We start from the raw sequence: 24,205 nt of genomic DNA, 5'->3' as shown, positions 1-24,205 counted from the left end.
GGCGGCACCCGCTGTGCTGGCGTTCCCGACGACGACGCCTCGGACAAGGCGTGACCCCCGTGATGGTGCCGAAGCTCGCGATCGCTCCGGGGCTTGATCGTTTTCACGCAACGACATGCACCCACCCGCGCCTAGGGATGCACCCACTCTGTACAACCTTGCACCCACCGCGCCTCAAAATGCACCCACCACAGCTTTTGTATCCGCAGTGATCCCCTTTGGTCCACTGCCAGGAAAGCCCCGGGCCGCTCGGCCCGGGGCTTTCCTGTTACCTGCTCACGCTCACGCGGTCTCGGGGAACGTGGAGGTGTCGATGACGTAGCGGTAGCGCACGCGCGAGGCGACGACGTTGTCGTAAGCCTGCGTAATCTCCTCGCCGGTGATCATCTCGACCTGCGGGATGACGCCGTGCTCGGCGCAGAAGTCCAGCATCTCCTGAGTTTCGGCGATGCCGCCGATCTGGGAGCCGGCGAAGGACTTGCCGCCGTTGACGAAGGCGCGCAGCGGCAGGGAGACAGGCTCGGTGGGCAGGCCCACGTCGACGAAGACGCCGTAGGGGCGCAGGGCGGCCATGTATCCGGCGTAGTCGAGGCCGTCGGCGGACACGGTGCACAGGATCAGGTCGAAGGAGGCACGCAGGGATTCGAGAGTCCCCTCCTCGCTGGTGGCGTAGAAGTGGTCGGCGCCGAAGCGGCGGGCGTCGGCTTCCTTGGAGCGGCCGTGGGAGATGACGGAGACGTCCGCGCCCATGGCCTTGGCGATCTGCACGCCCACGTGTCCGAGGCCGCCCATGCCGAGGATAGCCACGCGCGAGCCGGGTCCCACGTTGTAGTGCTTGAGCGGGGAGTAGGTGGTGATGCCGGCGCACAGGAGGGGTGCGCAGGCAGCGAAGTCCAGCTCCTCCGGGATGTGCAGGGCGAAGTCCTCGCGCACCGTGAAGCCCCGCGAGTAGCCGCCGGTCGTCGGGTTGCCCTCGGCGTCGGCGCGGTAGGTCCACAGGGTACCCGGCGTCGAGGTGCACCACTGCTCGTAGCCGGACTCGCACATCTCGCAGGAGCCGCAGGATCCGACCAAGCAACCCACGCCCACGCGGTCCCCCACCTTGAACTTAGTGACACCGGGGCCGACCTTGGCGACTGTGCCGACGAACTCGTGGCCGGGCACGAGCGGGTAGGACACGGGCCCCCACTCGCCGCGGGCGGAGTGGATGTCGGAGTGGCAAATGCCCGCGTAGGCGACGTCGAAGTAGATGTCGCCCTCGCCGGGCTCGCGGATGTCGATCTGGAGGGGGTGGAACTGGGTGGCGGCGTCGTCGCAACCGTAGGCGATTACGCTAGGCATGAGAACTCCTTTGTCCGGTCAATCGGGTCCGCCACTAGCATACTCTTACAAAAAACCCCGACGCGCAAGCGCCGGGGCGGTGGGGTGGCTGACGGGACTCGAACCCGCGACGTCCTGGACCACAACCAGGTGCTCTACCAACTGAACTACAGCCACCATCGCGTCGCCGTGAAGGCAACGGATAGAGCTTAGCACTACCCACCCGAGCTTGGAAACTCGAGCACTGCCCTCACGGCGGTGGCGTGCATCACCAGTGGGCGCGAGCGGAGATCGCGTCCGCGAAGTTACCCAGTGCGCCGGGGGTGGCACCCAGGTACAGGTCGGCGTCCACGAGGGAGACCTCCATGACCAGGAAGGATCCCTTGCCGTCGGGAACCAGGTCCACGCGGTTAAACAGGAACTGCTCGTCGTGGCCCAGGCGGGCTCGCACGTAGTCGTGCAGGACTCGGCGGATTTCCTCGCCCCACTGCCACGCGACGGAGTCGGCGGCCTCGGCGGTCACCACGGCCTCGTGCATCTCCGGATTGGTGACGGAGGCGGGGTGCAGGGCCGAGCGCTTCTCAACGGCGTGGGAGACCAGGCCATTGAAAAACACGAGCGAAATCTCGCCGTGCAGGTCGATTTCCTCAACGTAGCGCTGGATCATGACGGAACGACCATCGCCGAGCAGCCCCTGCACCTGGCGCATGGCGGCTTGGCGCTGGTGGATGTCCACAGTCGTGTAGCGGCCGATATCGCGCACGCCGGAGGACACGGCGGGCTTGACGACGAACTCACCGAAGGCCGGGAAGCGCGTGTGAATCTGATGCTTGGACAGATTCTGCTCGGGTTCCAGCCAGCTGGTGGGAATCGTCGGCATACCCAGGGCGGCCAGCTCCCTCAGGTAGTGCTTGTCCGTGTTCCAGTCGAGAACGTCGGCGGAGTTTTGGACGCGCCGCAGCTGGCGGGTCCATTCCAGGAACGCCGGGCGTTCCTGCGCGTAGTCGGAGACGGAGCGAACGACGACCATGCCGACGTCGGACCAGTCAACGTCGGGGTCGTTCCACACCTTGATCTGGGGGTCGCAACCGCGCGACGCCAGCTCATCGAGCAGGCCCTCTTCGCCGGGAAACAGGTGGGGCATGGACGAGCAGGTCACCAGGGTGACTTTGGGTGGGGTCGTCATGTGTGTCCTTGAGTGTCGTATCGGTGTCGTGGGAGGTAACGAGGTCGGGGCTGGGCCGCGGCGCTCGCTCAGTTGTGCCCTGGCGCGGCCACGCCTTTAGCGCAGGCCCAGGGGGCGCTGCGACGCTTCGGTGAGGAGCTCGCTGAGCAGGTCCGGGTAGGACAGGCCCGCGGCCGCCCACATCTGCGGGTACATCGAGATCGGGGTGAAGCCGGGCATCGTGTTGACTTCGTTGATGATGACGGTGTCGGTGGCCTCGTCGAGGAAGAAGTCGACGCGCGCCAGGCCCTCGCATTCGAGGGCGTCGAAGGCGCGCCAGGCGGTCTCGCGAATGCGCTCGGAGTATTCGGGGGTGACGTCGGCCGGGCAGGACAGGCCGACGACGTCGTCCACATACTTGTGCTCGTAGTCGTAGAACTCGCCCTCGGGGACGACGATCTCGCCCAGGGGCGCGGTGCCACTGCGCCAGTCGGCGCGCGAACCCAGCACACCACACTCGACCTCGCGGCCCGAGATGGAGGCCTCGACGATGACGCGCGGGTCGTGGTTCGTGGCCTCCTTGATGGCCACAGGCAGGTCCTCGCGGCAGGTGACGCGCGAGATGCCGACGGAGGATCCGGCGCGGCAGGGCTTGACGAAGACGGGGAAGCCGAGTCGTTCGATGCGGTCCATGCAGGCGGCGGCGTCGGCGTCCCACTGGCGGGCGGTCACCAGTTCCCACTGTCCCACGTCGATGCCGGCGGCGGCCAGGACGGTCTTGGTCAGGTGCTTGTCCATGGACACGGCCGAGGAGGTCACGCCGCAGCCGACGTAGCGCACACCAGCCATCTCGAAGAGGCCCTGGATGGTGCCGTCCTCGCCGTAGGGGCCGTGCAGGAGCGGGAAGACGATGTCGACGTGGCCGAGGTCTTCCACGCCGATGACGCGCGAGTCCGGGGCGTCCGGGTCGCCGTCGTAGGTGAGTTCGACGAGGTTGCCCTCGCCCGGGGTCAGGGCGACGCGAGTCGATCCGGCGGTGACGGACTGTCCCTTTCCGTCCTTGAATGCCAGCGCCGAGGGGTCGTCGGCGACGTGCACCCACTGGCCGTCGCGCGTGATTCCCAGCGGGATCACGTCCCACTTCGTGCGATCGATAGCGGTCAGGATGCCGGCGGCCGTCGAGCACGAGATCTCATGCTCGGAGGAGCGCCCGCCAAAGACGATGAGGACGCGAGGACGAGAAATAGCAGTCATAGGTTCAAGACTACCGCGCGGGAGGCTTTTCCCGCCCGCCTGCACGGCGTTTAAACCAGCTCGATCTTCCAGCCGTCCATCTTTTGCGGGCGGGCGAGCAGCATACGACCCATGTCCTCGATGCTCGCGCGCCCCTCGACGACCTCGACGACGGCGCCCGTGATCGGCATGTCGACGCCGACGGAGGCGGCGACCTGCAGGATGGGCGCGGCGGAGGCGACGCCCTCGACGACGCCCGGGGACAGCGCCATGGCCTCGGCCAGGCTCATGCCCGAACCCAGGCGGTGGCCCAGCGAGAAGTTGCGCGACAGTCGCGAGGAGCAGGTGGCGACCAGGTCACCAATGCCCGACAGACCCGCGAACGTCGCGGGGTCAGCGCCGAGCGCCGTTCCCAGCCGCGTCATTTCCGCCAGGCCGCGTGTGATGAGGGTCGAACGCGTGTTGATGCCCAACCCCATTCCCTCGGCGGCGCCAATCGCGACCGCGATGACGTTCTTGGTGGCGCCCGCCATCTCGGTGCCCACGACGTCGGAGGAGACATAGGGACGGAAATAGGAATTGTGGCAGGCCTTCGCGATCTCCTTGGCGAGCTCCACATCCGAGGAGGCGACGACCGTCGCCGTGGGCTGACGGTCGGCGATCTCACGGGAGAGATTGGGGCCGGACAGGACGGCGATGCGGCTGCCGGGCACACCCGAGGAGTCGGCGATGATCTGATCCACGCGCTTGAGGGTGCCCAGTTCCAGGCCCTTGGCCAGGGACAGCAGAGCAGCGTTCGGGGCGAAGGAGGCACGGGCGGCCTCCAGGGTGGCGCGCACCGCCTTGACCGGCACGGCGACGACCACCAGCTGCTTGCCAGAAACGGCGCGGGCTATGTCCGTGGTCGCCTCGATGCGCTCGGAGAGGGTGATACCCGGCAAGTACGTCGGGTTCTCATGCCCGTTGATGAACGCGATCGTGTCAGTGTTGCGCCCCCACATCGTCACGTCCACGCCCGCGTCGGCGAGCACCTGAGCGAACGTCGTTCCCCACGCTCCCGTTCCCAGGACCGCTGCTGTTGTCATACTCATCGAGACCTCCCTGTCAACCCCCAGTCTACTAGGATGGGAAAACCGTCACACTCCAAGGAGGGGCTTTGTCTCACCACCGCGCGCTGCCTGCCGCCGCCCTCGCCGTCCTCGCGCTCGCCGCCTGCTCGCCCTCCGCTCCGACGGCCGGGCCGACCGAGCCCGCCCCGGCCTCGTCGGAGGCAAGCCACTCCCCCGCCGCCGAGGGCGCGCAGTCGGGCCAGGGGACGCCCAGAAACGACGAGCCGGGCCTGGATGCGACGAGGCCGATCAACGCGGACAACTGGATGTCCTCGGTCTCGATGCTGCCGCCTACGCGCACTGACAACCCGGACAAGGCACTGGTCCTCACCGCGATCCGTGCCTCCTCGCACGAAGTCTTCACCCGAGTCGTGCTGGAGTTCGATGGTGAGGGCTCCCCGGGCGTCCGCCTGGCGCAGTGGAGCGACCAGGCGCTGGAGCAGGGACGGGGCCTGCCCATCGAGGTTGCGGGGGCGGCGGTCCTGGAGCTCATCCTCGACGGGACGCCGATGACCGCCACCTCATCAAAGGGCAGCTACCCGGCCGGGGAACACACACGCGCGGGCGACCTCGACATCGTCTCGGACGGGACCTTCGAGGACAACACGCACGTCGTCATCGGGGCACCCGCCGAGCGCCAGTTCCAGATCGGATTCTTGTCCAATCCCTCGCGCATGGTCATCGATATCCGCAATTAGCCCTTCTTGCGGGCCTTCTTCGCCTTCTTGGCGCGCTTGGCCTGCTCTTCCTCCCACCAGGGGCCTGCCTGCGTGGCGGGATCCCACACCTTCTCCGGCACGGGCAGCCCGCGCAGCTTACCCACGCCCGCGCGCACGGCGTCACTGATGCGCCGCGTCGCCTCGTTGACGGCGTCGTGGTCCTGCGAGCCCGCCGGGCTCATCAGATCCGACAGGTCGACGGGCTCGCCGAAGTGGTAGGAGACGCGTCGACCAGGGCGCATGTCCATTCCCTTGGCGTTGTAGGGGGCCATGATCTCCTGCGGGCCCCACTGCGACACGGGGATCACGGGCACGCCCGTGTCGAGGGCCAGGCGGGCGGCACCGGACTTGAACTCCATGGGCCACTGGTCGGGGTCGCGCGTGAGCGTGCCTTCGGGGAAAATGCCGACGACCTCACCGGCCTTCAGCGCCTCACGGGTGGGTGCCAGGACGGCCGAGGGGTTGGAGTCGCGGTTGACGGGGATCAGGCCCATGCCCTTGATGATCCAGCCGAACACCGGCACGGAAAACATCGACTTCTTTGCCAGGAAACGCACAGCGGTATCGCGCTTCATGAAGTACCAGCACAGGCACAGCGGGTCGACGTTCGAGAGGTGGTTGGGCACCAGGAGGTAGCCGCCCTCGGCGGGGAGATTCTCTTCACCGCTCACGGTGAACTTAATCCAGGGGGTCATGATGGGCGTCAGGACACCCTTGGCGAAAGCGTAAAAGCCGGAGACAGCACTCATGACTCCATTCTACGGGGACCACTCCCCCGCGGCGCAAAACCCCACCCCTACCTTACAGAGCAACCGAGCGCAGCTCACACACGGTGCGCCGACTCCCGCTGCCTCAGACGAGCACGGAGACGACGCCCGGGGCGACATCCACGGTGAAAGGAATCGAGGCGATCCGATCCCCGTCCGCCATCGCGACCATCCCCGCGGGGGCAGCGAAGGACACGACGCGGGCGCTCTCCACCTCAATCGCCGGGTGATTCTTGGCGCGTCCGGCCACCACCTTGGCCAGCACCGGGAGGGCTCGCGCAACCGACAGGGGGCCCACGTGACACACCTCGAGGACGCCGTCGCTCATATCCGAGGACTCCACCAGGGTGATGCCGCCGCCGAAACGCCCGGAGTTGGACACCGACGCGATCCACCCGCTCATGTTGCGCTCGCGACCGTCCACGGTCGCCACGATCTCGGCGGGCTCGTGCGAAGCCAGGGCCGCGAAGGCGCCGTAGCCGTATGCCAACGGACCCGACGTCAGCGAGGACTCGTTGGCCAGGATATTAGCTCGCGCGTCCAAGCCGATCGACACGATGCCGAGAGCCAGGCGAACCCCGTCACGCGAACGTACCCACATGCCATCCAGGGGACGCACCCGAGAGGCCAGCGAATCCGAGGACGAGGCCCCGGCCTCGTCGGAAGAAAGACCGAGGGGCGCCAGGCGCCGCGCGCGTACCAACGGGTCCGTGCCCATCCCGAGCGCTCGGCACAGGTCGTTGCCGCGTCCGCCGGGCATGGGAACGAAAAGGGCGTCGGACTCGTGGCAGCCGCGCGCGACGGCGCTCAGGTACCCGTCCCCGCCCAGGGCCGCCACGATCGAGCCGGCGGCGACCCCACCCGCGATCGCTGCCGGATCGTCGCCCGGCGTCGTCAGGCGAACGGCGACCTCCCAGCCGCCCCCGCGCAGGATACGCACGATGCGCGGCCCCAGGCGCACGCTGCGCCCGCCCGCCGACATCGACGAGACCAGCAACAGCATGGCCCGTCGCGCACCCGATGCGGCCATGACGTCAGGCGTCCAGGTAGCGCACGCGCGCGTCCAGCTGATGGAGCTTGCGCGTGAAGTGCTCGTAACCGCGCGAGATCACGTCGATGCCCGACACGGTGGAGGTACCCGTGGCGGCCAGCGCCGCGATCAGGTGCGAGAAGCCACCGCGCAGATCCGGGACCTCGATATCGGCGCTGTGCAGCGGGGTCGGGCCCGAGATGACCGCCGAATGGTAGTAGTTCTTCTGGCCGAAGCGGCAGGGCGTCCCGCCCAGGCACTCGCGGTAGACCTGGATGTTCGCACCCATCTTGCGCAGCGCCTCGGTGAAGCCGAAGCGATTCTCGTACACGGTCTCGTGCACGATGGACAGGCCCTCGGCCTGGGTGAGCGCCACGACGAGGGGCTGCTGCCAGTCCGTCATGAAGCCCGGGTGCACGGCCGTCTCCAGGGCGATCGAGTGCAGCGGCTCACCCGGGTGGTAGAAACGGATGCCGTCGGCGTCGATATCGAAGGCGCCGCCCACCTTGCGGAAGGTATTCAGGAAGGTCGTCATGTCGGGCTGGTGAGCGCCGCGCACGTAGATGTCGCCGCGGGTTGCCAGCGCGGCGGCCGCCCAGGAGGCTGCCTCGATGCGGTCCGGCAGCGCCGTGTGGCGGTAGCCGGTCAGCTTCGCCACGCCCTCGATGCGGATCGTGCGGTCCGTGTCCACGGAAATGATCGCGCCCATCTTCTGCAAGACGTTGATGAGGTCGAGGATCTCCGGCTCGATGGCCGCGCCCTTCAAGGTCGTGATGCCCTCGTTGCGAACGGCGGTGAGCAGGGTCTGCTCGGTGGCGCCCACCGACGGGAAGGGCAGCTCGATGATCGCGCCGTGCAGACCCGTGTCGGGACGCTTGATGTGCACGCCGTCGGGCTGCTTATCGACGATCGCGCCGAACTTGCGCAACGTCTCCAGGTGGAAGTCGATGGGACGCCCGCCAATCGCGCAGCCGCCAAGCTCGGGAATGAAGGCCTCGCCCAGCTGGTGCAGGAGAGGGCCGCAGAAGAGGATCGGGATGCGCGAGGCGCCCGCGAGCGTGTCGATGTCGGAGCGCGAGGCGACCTTGACGTTGGAGGGGTCCATGCGCAGCGTGCCGCGGTCCTGATCGAAGTCGATCTGAACGCCGTGCAGGCTCAGCAGGTCCGAGACGACATCGGTGTCGCGGATGAGCGGAACGTTGTACAGCTCCGAAGGGGTATCGGCGAGCAGCGAGGCGACCATGGCCTTGGGCACGAAGTTCTTGGCACCGCGAACGGTGATCTCGCCGCGCAGCGGGTGACCGCCCTCGACTTGCAGGATGGATGACATGAGCGCTCCTCACTAAGACGTAACTGGCCCCTACTCTAGCTAGGTAGGGGCCAGTGTGCGAAGTCGTTCAGTCGCGGGCGGACACGACGTCTTCTTTGGGGAGGAATTTCGCCGGGAGGGTGCGCGGCTTGAAGGACGGGCGCGCGGCCTCGTAGGCCTCGATCTCCTCCTCGTGGCGCAGGGTCAGGGCGATGTCGTCGAGGCCCTCCATGAGGGTCCAACGCACGTAGTCGTCGATCTGGAAGGTGCCGGACAGGGCGCCGGCCCGCCACGTCTTGTCTTCGAGGGACACGGTGACCTGGGTGCCGGGCTCGGCCTCGAGGAGCTTCCACAGGGACTCGCAGTCCTCCTGGGAGATGATGCCGGTGACCAGGCCTTGCTTGCCGGAGTTTCCGCGGAAGATGTCGGCGAACTTGGGGGCCAGCACGACGCGGAAGCCGTAGTCCTTGAGGGCCCACACGGCGTGCTCGCGCGAGGAGCCGGTGCCAAAGTCGGGGCCGGCGACCAGGACGGAGCCGTTCTTGTAGGCCTCCTGGTTGAGGACGAAGTCGGGGTCGCCACGCCAGGCGGCGAAGAGGGCGTCCTCGAAGCCGGTGCGTGTCACGCGCTTGAGGTAGACGGCGGGGATGATCTGGTCGGTGTCGACGTTGGAGCGGCGCAGCGGGACGCCGGTGCCGGTGTGGGTGATGAACTTTTCCATGGTGCGTCAGTCTTTTCTTCCGTGGGGGACGAGGCCGTGGCCCTCCCCCGCTGTCGGGTGGCGGGAGGGCGGGCCTCAGAGGTCGGCCGGGGAGGACAGGGTCCCTCGCACGGCGGTGGCGGCCGCGACGAGCGGGGACACCAGGTGCGTGCGGCTGCCCTTGCCCTGGCGGCCTTCGAAGTTGCGGTTCGAGGTGGAGGCGGAGCGGTCCCCCGCGTTCATCGTGTCGGGGTTCATGCCCAGGCACATGGAGCAGCCGGCGTTGCGCCATTCGGCGCCGAAATCGGTGAAGATCGTGTCGAGGCCTTCGGCCTCGGCCTGGAGGCGCACGCGGGCGGAGCCGGGCACGACCATGACGCGCACTCCCTCGGCCTTGCGGCGTCCCTTGACGACGGCAGCGGCGGCGCGCAGGTCTTCGATACGCCCGTTCGTGCAGCTACCGATGAAGACGGTGTTGACGGCGATCTCGCGCATCGGGGTGCCGGCCTTGAGGTCCATGTACTCCAGGGCGCGCTCGGCGGCCGCGCGGGCGGTCTCGTCGGTGAAGTCCTCGGGGTCGGGGACGGTGGCCGACAGGGGCACGCCCTGGCCGGGGTTCGTCCCCCAGGTCACGAAGGGTTCGATGTCGGCGGCCTCGAGGACGACCTCGGCGTCGAAGACGGCATCCTCGTCGGAGGCCAGGGAGGACCAGTATTCGACGGCGCGGTCCCAGTCCTCGCCCTCGGGGGCGTGAGGGCGACCCTTGATGTAGTCGAAAGTGGTCTGGTCGGGGGCGATCATGCCGGCGCGGGCACCCGCCTCGATCGACATGTTGCAGATCGTCATGCGTCCCTCCATGGAGAGCTCCCGGATCGCCTGGCCGCGGTATTCGAGGACGTATCCCTGGCCGCCGCCGGTGCCGATCTTGGCGATAACGGCGAGGATGATGTCCTTTGCGGTCGAGCCCTGGGGCAGGGAGCCGTTGACGGTGATCGCCATCGTCTTGAAGGGCGCCATCGGCAGGGTCTGGGTGGCAAGGACGTGCTCGACCTGGCTGGTGCCGATGCCGAAGGCCAGCGCGCCGAAGGCACCGTGCGTGGAGGTGTGGGAGTCGCCGCACACGATGGTCATGCCGGGCTGGGTGAGGCCCAGCTGGGGGCCGACGACGTGGACGATGCCCTGGTCGGCGTCGCCCAAGGAGTGCAAGCGAATACCGAACTCCTCGGCATTCTTGCGCAGGGTGTCGATCTGGGTGCGGCTCGTGATGTCCGCGATCGGCTGGTCAATGTTGACCGTGGGCGTGTTGTGGTCCTCGGTCGCGATCGTCAGGTCGGGGCGGCGCACCTGGCGGCCGGCCAGGCGCAGGCCCTCGAAGGCCTGGGGGCTCGTGACCTCGTGCACCAGGTGGAGGTCGATGTACAGCAGGTCGGGGGCACCGTTTTCACCCTTGGAGACGATGTGGTCGCGCCACACCTTTTCCGCCATCGTTCCGCTCATTGATCCTCCTCTGGTCCCCGCTGTGGAGACACGGTGTCGTCATGTTTCGTCACTTAATGGAAACGCCTTCATCTCACAGTGACCTGCTGATCTCACGTCTCGGACGCTCCTTTGATGTGTTTCACTATCCGACAGTTTGCCATCTCAAAAGCTGAGATATTAAATAGTTGTATGGAAGAGCAAACATCCAGTGGCGTTGGCGTCCTCGACAAGGCAGCGCTGGTCCTCAGCGCTCTCGAGGCGGGACCGGCCACGCTCGCACAACTCGTCACCAGCACCGGCCTCGCGCGTCCGACCGCCCACCGTCTCGCGGTGGCCCTCGAATATCACCGCATGGTCGCGCGCGACATGCAGGGACGTTTCATCCTGGGCCCCCGCCTGCAGGAGCTCTCCTCCGCGGCCGGCGAAGACCGCCTGCTCCAAGCCTCCATGCCCGTCCTCCAGGCCCTGCGCGACCACACGAAGGAATCCTCCCAGCTCTTCCGCCGCCAGGGGGACTACCGCGTGTGCGTCGCCGCCTCCGAACGCGAGATGGGTCTGCGCGACTCCATCCCTGTGGGCGCCACGCTCTCCATGAGCGCCGGCTCCGCCGCCCAGGTCCTGCTCGCCTGGGAGGAACCCGACCGCCTGCACCGCGGTCTGTACGGCGCTTCCTTCAACGCGACGATGCTCTCCGAGGTCCGCCGCCGCGGCTGGGCCCAGTCCGTCGGCGAACGCGAACCCGGCGTCGCCTCCGTGTCCGCGCCCGTGCGCGGCCCCTCCGGTCGCGTCCTGGCCGCTCTGTCGATCTCCGGCCCCATCGAGCGCATGGGCCGTCAGCCCGGACGCCAACACGGCCCCTCCGTCATGGCCGCCGCCAACCGCCTCTCTGAGTTCCTGGCCACCGTTGAGGACGCCGCAGAGCTCTGAGCCTCACGCGAAACATACCAGACGGGGAGGGCCGGGACGATCACTCGTCCCGGCCCTCCCCGTCTTCGCGCCCTCCCGTCAGGGAATCAGGCGCCCGGAAGCATCGAAGTTGTAGGTCGTGCCACCGAATGTGATGCGGCCCGTCGCCATCGCGCCCGAGGGGTGGCAGAAGTACCAGGACTGCCCCTCCTTGACCCAGCCGACAGCCATCTCGCCGCTGCCCGTCAGGAAGTACCAGGTGCCTCCCAGGTTCAGCCAGCCGGTGGCCATCGCGCCATTGGCGTGCAGGTAGTACCAGTTCGAGCCCAGGTGCTGCCAGCCGGTAGCCATCGCGCCGCTGCCACTGAGGTAGTACCAGGTGCCGTTATCGTCGAGCCAGCCGATCGCCATGACTCCCGACTGCGGATCCAGGTAGTACCAGGAGCCGCCGGTGGAGAGCCATCCGGTCACCATCGCGCCCGAGGGGGCGTAGTAGCGCCACTCGCCCTCTTCGTTGTCCCAGCCGGTCTTCATCCAGCCGGATGCGTCGAAGGCGTAGGTCGCGCCTCCCAGCTCGATGCGCTCGTTCGCCGGGTAGGTGCCGTCCGGGTATCGCAGCCACCAGCGGCCATCGGCGGCGCGCACCCACGTACCGTCGCTCGGGATCGGGCCCGGGGTCACGCGATCGCCAGCGCGCTGGGTGAAGACAGCGACCGTGCGGGCGGGAACCTCGACGACGCCGGTCTGGGCGTCGAAGGACGCATCCTTGACGACCGCGTCAGCACCCGTTGCCTGCGCCTCGTGCAGCATGAACACGCGGCCAGCCAGACCCTCGACACGCTGCTTGAGCGGCTGATCCGTCGCGTTGAACACGACGAGGGCCCCGTCGAGCTGCGGGTCGACGTCCGTGCCTTCCCCGGCCTCGTCGTTGATGAGCATCATGATGGTGCCATCGACGGCCCCCTCACCCGAGTTCGGGAAGCTCACCTTCGAGCGGATCAGGTCCGCGCTGCCCAACGTGAACAGGCGCGAGGAGGAACGCACGCGCAGGAAGTCCATCGCGATCTCCGAGGAGGCGTCGATCTGCTCCGGCGTCGGCTTCAGATCGGGGTTCTCCAGGAGCGGACGCATGTGATCCCACGCCGCGCCGTTCTTCGACTTCACGGGCAGGCCTCGACCGAAGCCGTTGTCCTTCATCGTCCAGTCGATCGCGTTGAAGTGATCGCCCGAGTTGAAGGAGTCGCGGTCCAGGGACTTCGAGCGCAGCATCTCCGTACCCGAGGCCCAGAACGCGGGCGACTGCGCGAGGGTCACCGAGGCCTGGCTGATGAGCGACATGCGCACGCGGTGGTCCATCGGCGCGCTCGCCGGCATCTTGTAGGTCACCAGGTCGAAGAGCGTCTCGTTGTCGTGGGCGTCCACGTAGTTGACGTTCTCCGCGGGCTGGGAGGCAAAACCCGCTCCCTGGCCGTTGTAGTCCAGCTGCGCACCCGTCAGCGTGTGTCCGTCGTAGGTGGTCAGCGTGTAATCCTTCAGGTTGCCCGCCAGGCCTAGCTTCACGAGGTCCACGCGATGCAGGTAGTCCGCGCGGCGCTCCGTCTCTGAGCGGGTGTCGAGGCCGTTGAAGTCGGAGAAGGCGCCGGAGCCGAAGCCCTGCATGACGCGGTGGTCATCGTCGAAGGGGCCGCCGCCGTGGACCGCGTCGCGCAGGCGGTCGTTGAAGGCGCCGATGCCGGTGCCGTCGAGCTGGCCCTGCGTGGCCTGGGTGAACAGCGCGTTGTTGGCGACCTCACCGAAGTTCCAGCCCTCGCCGTAGATGTACAGGCGCGAGCCGTCCACGCCGTCCTTCTCGAGGGTGAGCTGCGAGAGGGCCTCCTTGGCGCGCTTCATCTCATCGGCGGGGTGGTGCCCCATCAGGTCGAAGCGGAAGCCGTCGACGTGGTAGTACTTCGCCCAGTGGATCATCGAGTCGATCATGAGGCGTTCGCTCATCGCGTTCTCGGTGGCCACGTTCGAGCAGCACGTCGAGGTCTCCACGCCTCCCGAGGCGTTGAGGCGCTGGTAGTAGCCGGGCACGACACGGTCGAGGACCGAGTGGGCGTCCTGGCCGGCGGCGGGCGTGTGGTTGTAGACCTGGTCGAGCACGACCTGCATGCCGATGTGGTGCAGGCCGCCCACCATGGAGCGGAATTCGCGCACGCGGGCGCCACCGTTTTGGTGGGAGGCGGTGGCGTAGGAGCCTTCGGGGGCCATCCAGTGCAGCGGGTCGTAGCCCCAGTTGTAGGCGTCCTCGTCGGCGACGGCGGCCACGGCCGCCTGCTGTTCCTCGGAGGCCGGTCCGGCGTTGGCCGGGATGGCGGGTGTCTTCTGCTCGGAGCGCCTCTCGGGGATGGTGGCGATGTCGAAGGTGGGCAGCAGGTGCACCGTGTTCATGCCGGCGCTTGCCAGCTCGCTCAGGTGGCGCATGCCGTTGGACTGGTACTGCGTGAAGGCCATGTAGGTGCCGCGCATGTACTCGGGCACGGACTTGTCCGCGGCGGAGAAGTCGCGCACGTGCAGCTCGTAGATGGAGCGCTCGGCGTCATCGTCGATGACGGGCGCCTTGGTGTTCTTCCACACAGAGGGCGCGATCGAGGGGTTGTCCATGTTGACGGCCACGGAGCGCGTGGAGTTGACGGTCAGGCCCACCGAGTAGGGGTCGGTGACCTGGTTCGTTTCGACGGCTCCGGTGGCGGGCACGTAGACGCGCACCTCCCACAGGTACTGGGCACCCTCGTTGATGGTGCCCGCCGCGTTGTCCACGCTCCAGCGCCCGTCCTCGCCGCGCGTGGCGGGGGTGCGCACGGGGTCGCCTGCGATCTCATTGTCGGCACCGCGCGGGGTTCGAGTGTTCCACGAGAGCAGGGTGACGTCCTTGGCGGTGGGGGCCCACAGGGCGAAGGTCGGCTTGCCGGCGTCGTTCCATCCCACGCCGTACGAGGCCTGGGCTGCCTTGGCGGCGTAGATGGCGTCCAGGGCCGGGGCGATCTGGACACCGGTGAAGGCGTTGATCGTCTCACCCGACTTCTGCGCGACCGCGACCTGGCCGGTGAGGGCCTCACGCGCCCCGGCCTGGTCGAGGGGAGCCGTCAGCGCGATGTAGCCGTTGAGGTTCGGGTGAGCCAGCGTGACCTCGGAGGGGAGGTCACCGGCGACGCTCAGGGGCGTGATGGTGCCGCCACTCACCGTTCCATCGGTCAGGCCGGCGCCGCCCTCCGGGGCGGTCACGAGCTCGTAGGACAGGGCGGCGGATCCGTCCATGACCTGTGCGCGGGTGACGCCCTGTGGCAGAAGCGAGGTCGGCCACGCCAGCGTCGTCGCGTTCACCCAGTAGGCGCGCTGCTCGCCCGAGCCCGCCACGGGCGCGTCGGCGGCCGCGATGTCGAGCTTGTGGGTCGCAGAATCGTAGGTGAAGGTCACGAGCTTGTTCGCTTTCGTTGCAAACTGGTAGTTGGCGCCACCGGCGGCACCGTCCTGCCCGTAATTCTCATCCCAGGATCCGCCGATGGCAACCTTGAGCTCGTAGGAGCCCTCCGGGAGGGCCGCCGTCTGATAGGTGTAGGTGCCGTTGCCCGTGGGCTCCATGAGCGGGGCTAGGCAGTCGGGCTTCCAGTTGTCCGAGCAGCCCAGGGCCTGTTGCTCCGACCCGGGCAGGGTCACCATCTGGTCGGTGGCCGTATTCCACACGCGGTGCGTCGCCCGGTTGTAGTAGAAGGTGACGGCGGTTTCTTGCTTCAGGGAGTAGGCGATGTTCGCTCCCCCAGGCGCTCCCCCCTGGCCGTAGGAGGTGTCCCACGAGCCGCCTTCGGCAACCTTGTACTCGTAATCGCCGGCGGGAAGGGTGAAGGTGGCGGTGTAGACGCCGGTGGCGTCGCGAGTCAGCGCGGCTTTCTCGCACTCGGGTGCCCAGTCGGCGTCGCAACCCATGACCTTATTATGGTTACCGGGGATTGTCACCAGTACGTTGTCGCCGGCTCCAGCGCCCGCGGCGTCAGCTCCCTGCGCTCCCGCATCGTGGTTTGTCGCCTCCTCGGCCGGTTCCGCCCAGGCGGCTGGGAGCGCACCCCCCATCAGCGCTAGCGCAGTGCCCACGCCCAGGGCGCGACGCAGTAGCGTCCTGTTGTGTCGGTATGTCACGGAAGACTCCCTCGTCAAAACGGTCCCCTCTTATCGGGGCTGATTCATAGGTTAGACACTGTGTAAGGGTCAGGAAAGTTTTCTGCAAAGGACAAGCGAAAGCGCGGAGCTGAGGCAAACAAAAAACCTCACCACCAAATCGGTGACGAGGTTTGTGGTACCCCCAACCGGATTTGAACCGGTGTTAACGCCGTGAGAGGGCGTCGTCCTAGGCCGCTAGACGATGGGGGCCTTGATTCACTGATGAATCCGTACCCCCAACCGGATTTGAACCGGTGTTAACGCCGTGAGAGGGCGTCGTCCTAGGCCGCTAGACGATGGGGGCCTGACTGAAACTCGCGTCTCAGATCGCTGGGGTACCAGGACTCGAACCTAGAATGGCTGAACCAGAATCAGCTGTGTTGCCAATTACACCATACCCCATTGGGTATCACCCGCTTCGTTCTCACGTCGCTGGCGACAGGAGATAACTTTAGCGGAGAGCGCCTCGCCTGCCAAATCGAAAGACCGTGGCACCCATCACGTATGAAGAGTGGGCTCCCGACGCACCCGAACGACCGCTTGAGGCGCGCTCCCACGACGAAGCCCCGACCTCGGCCCGAATGAGGGCGACGAGGCCGGGGCTGAGCGCGGCGATCAGGCCAGGGAAGCGCGCAGGGCGCGCAGGCGGGCCAGCGAGGACTCGCGGCCCAGGATCTCCATGGACTCGAACAGCGGAGGCGAGACCTGGCGGCCGGTCACCGCGACGCGCAGCGGGCCGAAGGCCAGGCGGGGCTTGACGCCCATCTCGTCGACGATGCGCGCTCGCAGCGACTCCTCAAGGGAGGCGGTCGTGAACTCGGTGAGGCCCTCGACGGTCTCAATGGCGGCGTCCAGGACGTCGACGGCGTTGTCTTTGAGCTTGGAGACGGCCTTCTCGTCCGTTTCCAGGGCGTCGTCGGAGACAAAGAGGAAGCCGAGCATGCCCGAGGCCTCGCCGAGAACCTGGATGCGTGTCTGGACGAGCGGGGCGGCCTCGGTGAGGATCTCACGCTCGCGATCGGTCAGCGCCTCGAAGGAGTCGGCCGACACCAGCTCATCGCGGTGCAGGAAGGGCACCAGGCGGCCGCGGAAGTCCTCGCCATCCAGCAGGCGAATGTGCTCGGCGTTAATGGCAACGGCCTTCTTCTGGTCGAAGCGCGCCGGGTTCGGGTTCACGTCCGAGATATCGAAAGCACTCGCCATCTCCTCCATAGAGAAGATGTCGCGGTCCGGCGCGATCGACCAGCCCAGGAGGGCCAGATAGTTGTTGAGGCCCTCGGGGATCATGCCGGCGGCCTTATGCAGCAGCAGGTTCGACTCGGGGTCGCGCTTCGAGAGCTTCTTGTTACCCTCACCCATGACGTAGGGCAGGTGACCGAAGCGCGGCATGAACTTGGCAACGCCGATCGCTTCAAGCGCGCGGTACAGGACAATCTGGCGCGGCGTCGAGGAGAGCAGGTCCTCGCCGCGCAGGACGTGGGTAATCTCCATGAGCGCGTCGTCGATCGGGTTCACCAGCGTGTAGAGCGGGTGACCGTTGGCGCGCACGATGACGTAATCCGGGACGGAGCCGGCCTTGAAGGTGATCTCGCCGCGGATCAGGTCCGTGAAGGTGATGTCCTCGTCGGGCATACGCAGGCGCAGGACGGGCTGGCGGCCTTCGGCGCGGAAGGCGGCGATCTGCTCCTCCGTCAGGTCACGGTCGAAGCCGTCGTAGCCGAGCTTGGGGTCCTCGCCCTTGGCGCGGTGGCGCTCCTCGATTTCCTCGGGGGTCGAGTAGGACTCGTAGGCGTAGCCGGCCTCTAGCAGGCGCGCGGCCACGTCGCGGTAGATGTCCATGCGCTCGCTCTGGCGGTAGGGGCCGTGCGGGCCGCCCTTACCGACGCCCTCGTCCCAGTCGAGGCCCAGCCACTGCAGGGACTCGATGATCTGGTCGAAGGATTCCTGGGAGTCGCGGGCGGCATCCGTGTCTTCGATGCGGAAGACGAAGGTTCCTCCCGTGTGGCGGGCGTAGGCCCAGTTGAACAGGCACGTGCGGACCATGCCGACGTGAGGGGTTCCTGTGGGCGAGGGGCAGAAGCGGACGCGAACGTCGGCACCGGTGGCAGTTGTTTCACTCATGATTCTCCCATCCTACTCCAGGGGTGGCTGTTGCATTTGCTTGATGGGTGGGCGCGCTGCGACGCGCGCCGGGCACGCGAATACGCTGGACGCATGACAGGGATCGGCCTGGCCGCATCCGCCGCTACTCGATGGAGGACACCGTGTCCGTTCGACTCTTTTCCGACTCCCACCTCTACCGCACCGGCTCCCTGAAATGGACGGGCATCACGACCGCGAGCGGCGAGCCGACGATCGGAGCGTGGGTGGCGGAAATGGACTTCGCCACGGCCCCAGAGGTGGCCGACGCGATGAAGGGCGCGATCGATGATGGCCTGCTCGGCTACCAGCCGACCTGGCTGGAGCCGCGCATCGCGGGCGCGACCGCGGAGTTCCAGAAGCGTCGCTTCGGCTGGGACGTGGACGCCTCGCAGGTTCGCCTGGTTGCGTCGGTGTTGCCCGCGCTTGAGGCGACGATCGATCACCTGGTGCGCCCGGGTGTCCCGATCATCGTCCCGACGCCCGCCTATATGCCTTTCCTGACGATTCCGGGCAAGTTCGATCATCCCGTCATCGAGGTTCCTTCCCTGCGCGGCACGCGCGCGCTCGGGCGCGGGTGGGCGCTCGACCTGGAGGGGATTCGCGCAGGGCTCGAGGCCGGGGCGGGCCTGGTCATCCTGTGCAACCCGTGGAACCCGGTCGGCCGCGTCCTGCGTGAGGACGAGCTGCGCGCCCTGCACGACGTGGTCTCCGACTACGACGCCCTCGTGTTCTCCGACGAAATCCACTCCTCCCTGGTGCTGGATGAGCAAGTCCCGTTCGTCTCCTACGCGAGCCTCGGCCCCTCGTTTGCCTCCCACACGGTGACGGCGACCGCGGCGTCGAAGGGGTGGAACATCGCAGGGCTTCCCTCCGCGCAGGTGATCCTGCCCGACGAGGCTCTGCGCGAGCGTTGGGACGTGTTTGCCGCCGACGTGCGCCACGACGCCAACGTCATCGGCACGCTCGGCGCGATCGCCGCCTACGAGCGGGGCGAGGCCTGGCAGCGCGAGGTCAAAGATCTGATCCGCTCGAACGTCGACCTGGTGGAGCGCGCCCTGGCCGACACTCCCATCGACTTCGTGCGCCCCGAGGGAACGTACCTGACCTGGTGGGGCTTCGAGGGCGTGGACCTGGGCCCCCTCTCCCCCGCCGCGACGCTGCGCGAGCGCGCTCGCATCGCCGCCAACGAGGGCCGCACCCTGGGCGCCGACTACGCCTCGTGGGCGCGCATCAACCTGGCGTGTGCACCCGACGTGGCGTCGCGGATCGTGGAGGGGGTGCTCGGCCTGCTCTGATCGTTTCTCGCACGAGACGAGGCCGTGGCCGGCAGCGGTGGACATCCACCTCCCGGCCACGGCCTCGTGTGCGTCTGATTCTGCGTTCAGGTGCCCAGGGCCGCCTCGATGCCAGCGACCACGGTCTGGCGAGCCGCCGAGGCCGCCTCGACGACGGCGCTCGGATCCGTCGGGGCGTCGGCGAACGACAGGTCGGAGACGACCGACATGCCGGCAACGCGCACGCCCAGCGCGTGCAGGGTGATCGCCTCCATGACGGTCGACATTCCCACGCAGTCCACGCCCAGGCCCGCGAGGATGCGGGTCTCCGCCATCGTCTGATACTCGGGGCCGCGCAGGATCGCGTAAGTCCCCTCGCGCTGGCAGACCCCGCGCAGAGCCCCCGTCATCTGGGCATCCCACACGGCCGACACGTCCAGGAACAGCGGACCATCGAAGGGCGAGGCGCCGCTGAGGTTCACGTGGTCGGTGATCGCCATGACGTCGCCCAGGTTCCAGGGCTTCAGGCAGCCGTTCGCGTTCGTGAGAACCGCACGGCTGATCCCGGCGGCAACGCCGGCGCGAGACAGGGCCGTCACGGGGCGGGCACCCAACCCCTCGTAGAGGTGCGTGCGGCCTGTGGCCACGAGGACCACTCCCCCGTTCGTCTCATAGGCGCGTAGCTCGCGGCCGTGACCATCCGCGACAGGCGCGACAACACCGGGGATATCACCCAGGGGAACCGCGCCCACAGGCGCGCCCCAGGCCTCGTCAAGGGCGCCAGCCAGACCCGAACCAAGCACGACGAGCGCATCCGGGCGCCCCGCAAGAGAGGTGAGGACCCGGGCACCGGCCACGGCCTCGTCGTCGAGGAGAGCCTGGGGGAAGCGCGGGTCGACGCTCACCGCTCGCCCTCGTCCGCGCCCTGCGCGTACGTACGCGAAGCCAGCTTCTCCTGCGCGCGCACGCGCCCCGCGCTGGTCACCCAGTAGCCGACGAAGCCGACGACCATCGCCAGGAGGATGCCGATGTTGGCGCCCGCCCAGTCACCCTCGCGACCCCCCAGGGGGCCGAGGAGGTAACCCTGCCAGGACAGCCACGAGGCATTCGCGTTCACGACCAGGCCCCAGCCCACCAGCGAGCCGACGATCAGGGAGGCGACCGCACCCCAGTTCACCGAGCCGTAGCGGCCCGAGGGGGTAAAGAGGGAGGGCTCGTCGTAGTCCTTGCGACGCAGCGCGATGTCCGCGAGCATGACGCCACCCCACGCGGCGATGACGACGCCGAGGGTCGTGAGGAACGCCGTGAAGGGGGTCAGGAAGGAGTCCGCGAAAAACACGACAACAATCGTGCCGACCGTCATGATCGTGCCGTCAATCGCGGTGGCGACCGGGCGCGAGACGGGCACGCCCGTAGCCAGCAGCGACAGGCCCGAGGAGTAGATATCCATGACGATGCCGCCGATGAGACCCAGGATCGCAACCAGCGCGAAGGGGATAAGGAACCAGGTGGGCAGCAGCGTGGTGAGCGCACCGATCGGGTCATTACCGATCGCCTCGGAGAGGGACTCATCGGCCGAGCCGACCAGGAGGATACCGAAGAAGACGAGGATGACCGTGGGCAGCGCCGCGCCCACCGTCGTCCAGCCGACCACGCCCCGCGTCGAGGCGGCGCGCGGCAGGTAGCGCGAGTAGTCGGCGGCCGCGTTAATCCAGCCGAAGCCGAAGCCCACGAGGAGCATGCAACCCGCACCGAGCACCGCGGTCAGGGGCGCCGAGGGACGCGAGGAAAGGACCGCGAAGTCGATCGTCGGTGCGACCAACACCAGGTAGACGATCGTCAGAGCCGCGGTGGCCCAGGTGATCCACGTCTGCACCTTCATGATCGCCTCGAAACCGAGGATGCCCGAACCCGCCGCCAGGACGACGACGAGGATCAGCGCGATGATCTGTGCGACGACGTGGTTCGTGAAGCCGAGCGCCCCCATGACGGTGGCCGTGGCCTGGACGGCCATGATCGCTAGAAAGGTCTCCCAGCCCACCGTCAGGATCCACGAGATCGCCGCCGACACGCGGTTGCCGTTGAAGCCGAAGGCCGCGCGCGACAGGACCAGCGTCGGGGCGGAGCCGCGCTTGCCGGCGATCGCGATGAGGCCGCAGACCAGGAAGGACAGGGTCACGCCCACGACGGACACGACGATCGCCTGGGCGAGGGAGAGGCCGAATCCGAGGATCCACGAGCCCCACGAGATACCCAGGACTGAAATATTCGCCGCGAACCACGGCATGAACAGGTCAGAGGGTTTCCCCTTGCGATCGGATTCGGGGATGACGTCCAGGCCGGCCATTTCGACGGCCAGAGCGCCCGATGACTGGGGTTCGCTCACGGTGTGCTCCTATGCGACGGAGATATTGTCAGAACGACGTAATCCTATCACACAGGTCACACGATTAGGCTCGCACGACGGGATTCGTCAGGCGCCCGATCCCCTCAATCTCGATCTCCACGCGATCCCCCACATCGACGAGGCCGGCGCCCGCGGGCGCACCCGTGGCGATCACGTCGCCGGGCAGCAGCGTCATCTGGCGAGACACGTAGGAGACCAGCTCGAACGGGTTCCAGATCATGTTCGCGGTCGAGCTGTCCTGAGCCTTCTCCCCGTTCAGGTAGGAGCGAATCGCCAGGTTCGTGACGTCAAGCGTCGGATCAACCGTGATCCACGGACCCAGCGGGCACGCCGAGTCGAAAGACTTGCCGCGCGACCAGGGGCCGCCCGTCATCGCGTCGCGCGCGGTCGCGTCGTTGGCGATCGTGTAGCCGAGGATCACCTGCGGCGCGTCCTCCACGCTCACGTCCTTCGCCAGGGACTTGATGACGACCGCGAGCTCGCCCTCGAAGGCAACCTTGTTCGACCATGCGGGGATCGCGATCGGATCGTCGGGACCCACGACCGAGGTATTGGCCTTGAGGAAGATCGGCGGCTCAGGGCGCTCATCCGCCGGGATCGGGGTGTCCGAGTAGTTGTCACCGATGCCCACGACCTTGGACCGCGGGATCACCGGGGAGAGCAGGCGCACCTCGTCCAGCTCGTAGATTTGGCCGGAGGGTTCCACGGGCGAGAACAGCGGATCACCCTTGAGCCCCACGATCCTCGTCGAGCCCTCCTCCAGGGCGCCGTACACCGGGTTCGTACCATCGGAAAAACGTGCGATTCTCATGCCGGTAGCCTAACGCAGCTGCGCGTGCGCCGCGCCGAGCAGCGCCGACACACACGACGCCGGGTGCACGAGACACGAGATGTGCCCGGCGCACCCGGCGAGGTGGTCGGCAGGTATTACTTCTTCTTCTGCTTGGGGCGCTTCCAGACGTTGCCCGGGACGTCGCGCGGCAGGAGGGGGTTGTTGCGGCCAACGAAGACGGGATCCTCCACCCCGGCCTTGCGCTGGAGCTGATAGTCCAACAGGGCGCCGATGACCCAGCGCCACAGGAACACGAGGGCCACCAGGTTCGTGATCGTCATGACGGCCATCGCAATATCGACGGCGTTCCACACGACGTCCAGGGTCAGCAGCGCACCGATCGTCGCAGAGAGCACGCAGACGACGCGCACGGTCCAGCTCGCCCAGCGGGCATCCCCGAACACGAAGGACATGTTCGTATCGGAGTAAACGTAGGCCGCGATGATCGAGGAGTAGGCCAGGACGAAGATCAGGATGGCCATGGGCACGATAGTCCAGGCACCCAGCTCGTTGGCGACGGCGAGGGTCGTCAGGTTCGAGGGGTTCACGTCCGCGCCGCCCCACACCTTCTCGCCCGCAATGAGGATGACGAAGGCGGTCGCCGTGCACACGACGATGGTGTCGATGAAGACGCCGAGGGACTGGATGAGGCCCTGGCGCACGGGGTGGGACACGGTCGCGGTCGCGGCGGCGTTGGGAGCGGTACCCTGGCCGGCCTCGTTGGAGAAGAGGCCGCGCTTGGTGCCGTTGATCATCGCTGCGATGATGCCGCCGCCCAGGCCGCCGACGGTGGCGTTCGCAGAGAAGGCGGAGGTGAAGATCTGGCCCAGCACGGTGCCGAACTGCGTGATGTTCATGAGGCACACGACGGCGACCATGATGACGTAGACGGTCGCCATGATCGGGGCCATCCACTCGGTGACGCGTGCGACGGTACGAATGCCGCCGAAGATGACCATCGCGGAGAAAACGAAGATCAGGCCTGCGACGGTGAGCTGCGCGGCCGAGAAACCGCCCGCACCGGGCAGAGGCTGCTTGGCGGCCTCACCGAAGGCGCTGGTGAGCGTGCCCGCAATGGCGTTGGACTGCACGGAGGTGATGACGACGCCGCAGGTGATGACGGTGATGACGGCGAACACGTTGGCCAGGACGCGGTTCTTCATGCCGCGCTTCATGTAGTAGGCGGGGCCGCCGCGGAAGGAGCCGTCGGAGTGACGCACTTTGAAGATTTGGGCGAGGGTCGCCTCGAAGAACGCGGTCGCCATGCCGACCAGGGCCACGACCCACATCCAGAAGATCGCGCCGGGACCGCCCATGAGGAGGGCCGCGGCCACGCCGAAGACGTTGCCGATGCCGACGCGGGCGGCCAGCGAGATCGCGAAGGCCTGGAAGGAGGAAATGCCGCCGTCGGCGCCCTTGCGCGAGCCGAGGACCGTGCGGATCATCTCCGGGAAGAGGCGCACCTGGACGAACACGGAACGCCCCGTGAGGAAGAGGCCCACGCCGATCAGGATAACGATCGTCAGGTGCATCGTGATCCAGTCGGCGATGTCCTTTTCGATCGCAGCTATCTGTTCCACAGGAACCTCCCGGGGTGTCAATGGGCGAGGCCGTGG

General features: G+C 67.5%; 18 protein-coding genes and 4 tRNA genes. 3 read left to right on the top strand and 19 right to left on the bottom strand.

What is annotated here, in order from left to right; all coding sequences use genetic code 11:
- Window positions 1-282 precede the first annotated feature (282 nt).
- The 5 genes from QU663_RS03910 to QU663_RS03890 all read right to left on the bottom strand — a co-directional run bounded on the left by QU663_RS03910 (window position 283) and on the right by QU663_RS03890 (window position 4,809).
- Window positions 283-1,341: an NAD(P)-dependent alcohol dehydrogenase gene (locus QU663_RS03910; protein WP_021610684.1), complete on the bottom strand. Its 1,059-nt coding sequence runs from the start codon at window positions 1,339-1,341 to the stop codon at window positions 283-285.
- 80 nt (window positions 1,342-1,421) lie between these two features.
- Window positions 1,422-1,497, bottom strand: a tRNA-His gene (locus QU663_RS03905).
- Window positions 1,498-1,588: 91 nt separating this feature from the next.
- A complete protein-coding gene (locus QU663_RS03900; RefSeq protein ID WP_021610683.1) occupies window positions 1,589-2,506 on the bottom strand; it encodes a RimK family alpha-L-glutamate ligase in 918 nt (305 codons plus the stop codon).
- 96 nt (window positions 2,507-2,602) lie between these two features.
- Complete coding sequence (locus QU663_RS03895; protein WP_021610682.1) at window positions 2,603-3,739, bottom strand: D-alanine--D-alanine ligase family protein; 1,137 nt, start codon at window positions 3,737-3,739, stop codon at window positions 2,603-2,605.
- A gap of 50 nt (window positions 3,740-3,789) precedes the next feature.
- A complete protein-coding gene (locus QU663_RS03890) occupies window positions 3,790-4,809 on the bottom strand; it encodes an NAD(P)H-dependent glycerol-3-phosphate dehydrogenase (RefSeq protein WP_021610681.1) in 1,020 nt (339 codons plus the stop codon).
- 65 nt (window positions 4,810-4,874) lie between these two features.
- Here QU663_RS03890 and QU663_RS03885 point away from each other — a divergent pair, with 65 nt between their 5' ends.
- Window positions 4,875-5,525, top strand: coding sequence for a hypothetical protein (locus QU663_RS03885; RefSeq protein WP_304990686.1), 651 nt, complete (start codon window positions 4,875-4,877; stop codon window positions 5,523-5,525).
- Here the strand turns inward: QU663_RS03885 and QU663_RS03880 are convergent.
- From QU663_RS03880 to leuC, 5 genes are all read right to left on the bottom strand, one after another.
- A complete protein-coding gene (locus QU663_RS03880) occupies window positions 5,522-6,295 on the bottom strand; it encodes a 1-acyl-sn-glycerol-3-phosphate acyltransferase (protein ID WP_021610993.1) in 774 nt (257 codons plus the stop codon). The genes QU663_RS03885 and QU663_RS03880 overlap by 4 nt on opposite strands.
- A 103-nt stretch (window positions 6,296-6,398) precedes the next feature.
- Window positions 6,399-7,343 (bottom strand): diacylglycerol kinase family protein, encoded by a 945-nt coding sequence (locus tag QU663_RS03875; RefSeq protein ID WP_034480389.1) that lies wholly within the window; start codon window positions 7,341-7,343, stop codon window positions 6,399-6,401.
- Between the two features lie 4 nt (window positions 7,344-7,347).
- Window positions 7,348-8,673 carry a UDP-N-acetylglucosamine 1-carboxyvinyltransferase gene (murA, locus tag QU663_RS03870; RefSeq protein WP_021610991.1) on the bottom strand — a complete coding sequence of 442 codons (1,326 nt, stop codon included), beginning with the start codon at window positions 8,671-8,673 and terminating at the stop codon, window positions 7,348-7,350.
- 67 nt (window positions 8,674-8,740) lie between these two features.
- The gene (gene leuD / locus QU663_RS03865) at window positions 8,741-9,373 is read right to left on the bottom strand and encodes a 3-isopropylmalate dehydratase small subunit (RefSeq protein WP_021610990.1); all 633 of its coding nucleotides are present in this window, start codon (window positions 9,371-9,373) and stop codon (window positions 8,741-8,743) included.
- Window positions 9,374-9,448: 75 nt separating this feature from the next.
- Entirely contained in the window at window positions 9,449-10,849 is a 1,401-nt protein-coding gene (gene leuC, locus QU663_RS03860; protein ID WP_021610989.1) for a 3-isopropylmalate dehydratase large subunit, read from the bottom strand.
- Between the two features lie 171 nt (window positions 10,850-11,020).
- Between leuC and QU663_RS03855 the strand changes: the two genes are divergently transcribed.
- Entirely contained in the window at window positions 11,021-11,758 is a 738-nt protein-coding gene (locus tag QU663_RS03855; RefSeq protein WP_009055722.1) for an IclR family transcriptional regulator, read from the top strand.
- A 78-nt stretch (window positions 11,759-11,836) separates the two neighbouring features.
- Here the strand turns inward: QU663_RS03855 and pulA are convergent, their stop codons facing one another.
- The 5 genes from pulA to gltX form a co-directional block, all read right to left on the bottom strand.
- Complete coding sequence (gene pulA, locus QU663_RS03850; RefSeq protein WP_034480386.1) at window positions 11,837-15,913, bottom strand: pullulanase-type alpha-1,6-glucosidase; 4,077 nt, start codon at window positions 15,911-15,913, stop codon at window positions 11,837-11,839.
- 155 nt (window positions 15,914-16,068) lie between these two features.
- Window positions 16,069-16,144, bottom strand: a tRNA-Glu gene (locus QU663_RS03845).
- 21 nt (window positions 16,145-16,165) lie between these two features.
- A tRNA-Glu gene (locus tag QU663_RS03840) sits at window positions 16,166-16,238 on the bottom strand.
- A 26-nt stretch (window positions 16,239-16,264) separates the two neighbouring features.
- Window positions 16,265-16,336 (bottom strand) — tRNA-Gln (locus QU663_RS03835).
- Window positions 16,337-16,549: 213 nt separating this feature from the next.
- Window positions 16,550-18,055 carry a glutamate--tRNA ligase gene (gene gltX, locus QU663_RS03830; RefSeq protein ID WP_034480384.1) on the bottom strand — a complete coding sequence of 502 codons (1,506 nt, stop codon included), beginning with the start codon at window positions 18,053-18,055 and terminating at the stop codon, window positions 16,550-16,552.
- Between the two features lie 143 nt (window positions 18,056-18,198).
- Between gltX and QU663_RS03825 the strand changes: the two genes are divergently transcribed.
- Window positions 18,199-19,371 (top strand): MalY/PatB family protein, encoded by a 1,173-nt coding sequence (locus QU663_RS03825; protein ID WP_034480392.1) that lies wholly within the window; start codon window positions 18,199-18,201, stop codon window positions 19,369-19,371.
- 86 nt (window positions 19,372-19,457) lie between these two features.
- Here the strand turns inward: QU663_RS03825 and QU663_RS03820 are convergent, their stop codons facing one another.
- The 4 genes from QU663_RS03820 to QU663_RS03805 all read right to left on the bottom strand — a co-directional run bounded on the left by QU663_RS03820 (window position 19,458) and on the right by QU663_RS03805 (window position 24,169).
- The gene (locus tag QU663_RS03820) at window positions 19,458-20,255 is read right to left on the bottom strand and encodes a purine-nucleoside phosphorylase (RefSeq protein WP_021610985.1); all 798 of its coding nucleotides are present in this window, start codon (window positions 20,253-20,255) and stop codon (window positions 19,458-19,460) included.
- The gene (locus QU663_RS03815) at window positions 20,252-21,697 is read right to left on the bottom strand and encodes a cytosine permease (protein WP_021610984.1); all 1,446 of its coding nucleotides are present in this window, start codon (window positions 21,695-21,697) and stop codon (window positions 20,252-20,254) included. Before QU663_RS03815 ends, QU663_RS03820 begins: the two co-directional genes overlap by 4 nt.
- Before the next feature lie 103 nt (window positions 21,698-21,800).
- Window positions 21,801-22,568, bottom strand: coding sequence for a fumarylacetoacetate hydrolase family protein (locus tag QU663_RS03810; RefSeq protein ID WP_021610983.1), 768 nt, complete (start codon window positions 22,566-22,568; stop codon window positions 21,801-21,803).
- A 116-nt stretch (window positions 22,569-22,684) separates the two neighbouring features.
- Window positions 22,685-24,169 carry a sodium:alanine symporter family protein gene (locus QU663_RS03805; RefSeq protein ID WP_021610982.1) on the bottom strand — a complete coding sequence of 495 codons (1,485 nt, stop codon included), beginning with the start codon at window positions 24,167-24,169 and terminating at the stop codon, window positions 22,685-22,687.
- Window positions 24,170-24,205 lie beyond the last annotated feature (36 nt).

The sequence above is a fragment of the Schaalia sp. HMT-172 genome, assembly GCF_030644365.1.
Classification (GTDB): Bacteria; Actinomycetota; Actinomycetes; order Actinomycetales; family Actinomycetaceae; genus Pauljensenia.
The sequence above is the reverse complement of the archived record's forward strand: the minus strand, read 5'-3'. Positions and strand labels throughout refer to the sequence as shown.

What these genes read in the sequence shown, in the direction of transcription:
- leuD (WP_021610990.1), bottom strand. Translation starts at nt 9,373, where the DNA reads ATGGAAAAGTTCATCACCCACACCGGCACCGGCGTCCCGCTGCGCCGC.
- QU663_RS03815 (WP_021610984.1), bottom strand. Translation starts at nt 21,697, where the DNA reads ATGGCCGGCCTGGACGTCATCCCCGAATCCGATCGCAAGGGGAAACCC.
- leuC (WP_021610989.1), bottom strand. Translation starts at nt 10,849, where the DNA reads ATGAGCGGAACGATGGCGGAAAAGGTGTGGCGCGACCACATCGTCTCC.
- murA (WP_021610991.1), bottom strand. Translation starts at nt 8,673, where the DNA reads ATGTCATCCATCCTGCAAGTCGAGGGCGGTCACCCGCTGCGCGGCGAG.
- QU663_RS03855 (WP_009055722.1), top strand. Translation starts at nt 11,021, where the DNA reads ATGGAAGAGCAAACATCCAGTGGCGTTGGCGTCCTCGACAAGGCAGCG.
- QU663_RS03910 (WP_021610684.1), bottom strand. Translation starts at nt 1,341, where the DNA reads ATGCCTAGCGTAATCGCCTACGGTTGCGACGACGCCGCCACCCAGTTC.
- QU663_RS03810 (WP_021610983.1), bottom strand. Translation starts at nt 22,568, where the DNA reads ATGAGAATCGCACGTTTTTCCGATGGTACGAACCCGGTGTACGGCGCC.
- QU663_RS03900 (WP_021610683.1), bottom strand. Translation starts at nt 2,506, where the DNA reads ATGACGACCCCACCCAAAGTCACCCTGGTGACCTGCTCGTCCATGCCC.
- gltX (WP_034480384.1), bottom strand. Translation starts at nt 18,055, where the DNA reads ATGAGTGAAACAACTGCCACCGGTGCCGACGTTCGCGTCCGCTTCTGC.
- QU663_RS03875 (WP_034480389.1), bottom strand. Translation starts at nt 7,343, where the DNA reads ATGGCCGCATCGGGTGCGCGACGGGCCATGCTGTTGCTGGTCTCGTCG.
- QU663_RS03890 (WP_021610681.1), bottom strand. Translation starts at nt 4,809, where the DNA reads ATGAGTATGACAACAGCAGCGGTCCTGGGAACGGGAGCGTGGGGAACG.
- QU663_RS03895 (WP_021610682.1), bottom strand. Translation starts at nt 3,739, where the DNA reads ATGACTGCTATTTCTCGTCCTCGCGTCCTCATCGTCTTTGGCGGGCGC.
- QU663_RS03880 (WP_021610993.1), bottom strand. Translation starts at nt 6,295, where the DNA reads ATGAGTGCTGTCTCCGGCTTTTACGCTTTCGCCAAGGGTGTCCTGACG.